Below are 1918 nucleotides of genomic sequence, written 5' to 3'. Positions count from 1 at the left end.
ATGGTGGCTACATATTGATGTTGTGCTGTTGCTTTTTACTGAAAGCTGCTACTAACGACTCATAAATCTACCCTTAATCGTGTATTGGATGATAGTTGCGGATTTTAGGATAAAGTTTTAGAGAAGTTGAATATCCAGCCTAGCGAAGCTTTGGTCTTCGAGGATTCTCCTGTAGGCATAGGTGCAGCTGTTGCTGCTAATCTTTCTTATGTTCAAATAAAAAAAGACTATTTTTATGGAAATACAAGTAAAAGGTCATAGTGGCTGCCAGATAGATATTGTCAATGACGGCAATAATCTGTATATCTATAAGAGTACACATGACCCTAAATATATCAATCGCCTCTACTTGCAAGCTAAAAAACAGCAAGAGGCATGTAGAAGAGCTTATCAGCACATACGTATTCCTGAAATCTTTGAGATAGACAAAACGGATGAACATCTCATCATCAAGATGGAGTATGTGTATAGCAAGAACTTTATCGATTATTTTGAGGATGCAGGGTTCGACAATATCAGTTATTTTGTCAAGGCCTTGAAAATCTTCATGAATGCCGAGATAGAAGATTCTCCTCTTCGAAAGGTCAATACCCAGATTGTTAAAGATAAATTCTTGGATGTTTGCAATAAATGCCATGTGAATGAATTCTTGAAAGGTGATAAAGAGATAGAGGCTTTGCTGGAGAAATGTAGCAAGGTGTTTGAGCAACTACCAATTGAGATTGAAATCCCGATTGGAAAGTGTCATGGTGATTTGACTTTCTCAAATATCCTCTTCAATGGCAACAACTATTATCTCATCGACTTCCTGGATTCTTTTATCGAGTCTCCTTTGCTCGACCTTGTAAAGATTCGCCAGGATTCTCAGTATGAATGGTCCCGCTTGATGTATGAAGGAGATGTAGACTTGGTAAGATTGAGCATCATATCGCAGAAGATAGACCATGAGATTGATTCTTACTATTCGCAGTATGCTTGGTATCGCGAATATTATCATGTCTTCCAACTGATGAACTTCCTGCGTATCTTGCAGTATGCCAAGGAGGAGAAAGTAACCAATTATCTTAAGAATGTAATCAATTCAATGTTATGAGTTTGAGTTTAATAGTGCCTATAGCGGCAGACCGCCCAGAATATGAGCATTCGATGCCTTATGTTTTCAATTTTGCAGAAGATGGTGTTTTGCTTTGTATCAAGTCTATTCAAGGCTTGGATTTTGCAAAGTTTGAGCATATCTATTTCGTGATTTTAGACAAACTAGACCAGAAATATCATCTGTCAGAATTGCTCAACATGCAGTTGCGTAATTTGGGATTGTCAGAAGAGGCTAAAGTCTTATCTCTGAAAGTTCCAACAAATTCACAAGCAGAAACTATATATGAGTGTGTGAAGCAAGAACAGATAGAGGGTGGTATCTTCGTAAAGGATGCAGATGGCTATTTCAACTGCGACTTTACAGAAACGAATGGTATCGCTATTTATCCTCTGGACAGATTGGACATGGTTAATCCTCACAATAAGAGTTATGTGGATTTGGATGACCAGTTTTACATCACTAACATTATTGAAAAGAAGATTATTAGCAGATATTTCAATGCAGGTGGTTATCTTTTTGAGAATGCCAGTCAATTCTGTTCATATTATGAGCGATTGGCTCATTTTGAAAAACTATATATGTCTCATATCGTTTATGCCATGTTGCTTGACAATATCTCGTTCCGTCCTTTTAATGTTGATGATTTTATAGATTGGGGTAACAAACGTTTGTATAACAATTTAAAAAATATTTAGTTATGAAAGTTTTAATCCTTAATTCCGCAACACTATAGTTTAACATTATTTATAAGTGCCTGAGCAACAAAAAGTTGCCCAGGATTTTGCCATGTCAGAATTTTCACTTACCTTAGTGTTGCGAAAA

2 protein-coding genes and 1 pseudogene are annotated in these 1918 nt (G+C 36.5%); all 3 read left to right on the top strand.

The annotated features are described in order from the left end of the window. Positions 1 to 123 precede the first annotated feature (123 nt). Positions 124 to 261: pseudogene (locus ACTQ16_RS16550) on the top strand (hypothetical protein); the annotation flags it as partial. Beyond that, positions 236 to 1093 (top strand): phosphotransferase, encoded by an 858-nt coding sequence (locus tag ACTQ16_RS16545; RefSeq protein WP_441938533.1) that lies wholly within the window; start codon positions 236 to 238, stop codon positions 1091 to 1093. The pseudogene ACTQ16_RS16550 and the gene ACTQ16_RS16545, both read left to right, overlap by 26 nt. Next, positions 1090 to 1791: a hypothetical protein gene (locus tag ACTQ16_RS16540; RefSeq protein ID WP_441938531.1), complete on the top strand. Its 702-nt coding sequence runs from the start codon at positions 1090 to 1092 to the stop codon at positions 1789 to 1791. Before ACTQ16_RS16545 ends, ACTQ16_RS16540 begins: the two co-directional genes overlap by 4 nt. Positions 1792 to 1918 lie beyond the last annotated feature (127 nt).

The organism is Prevotella sp. LCP21S3_D2 (assembly GCF_052118345.1).
Taxonomy (GTDB): domain Bacteria; phylum Bacteroidota; class Bacteroidia; order Bacteroidales; family Bacteroidaceae; genus Prevotella.
The sequence above is the reverse complement of the archived record's forward strand: the minus strand, read 5'-3'. Positions and strand labels throughout refer to the sequence as shown.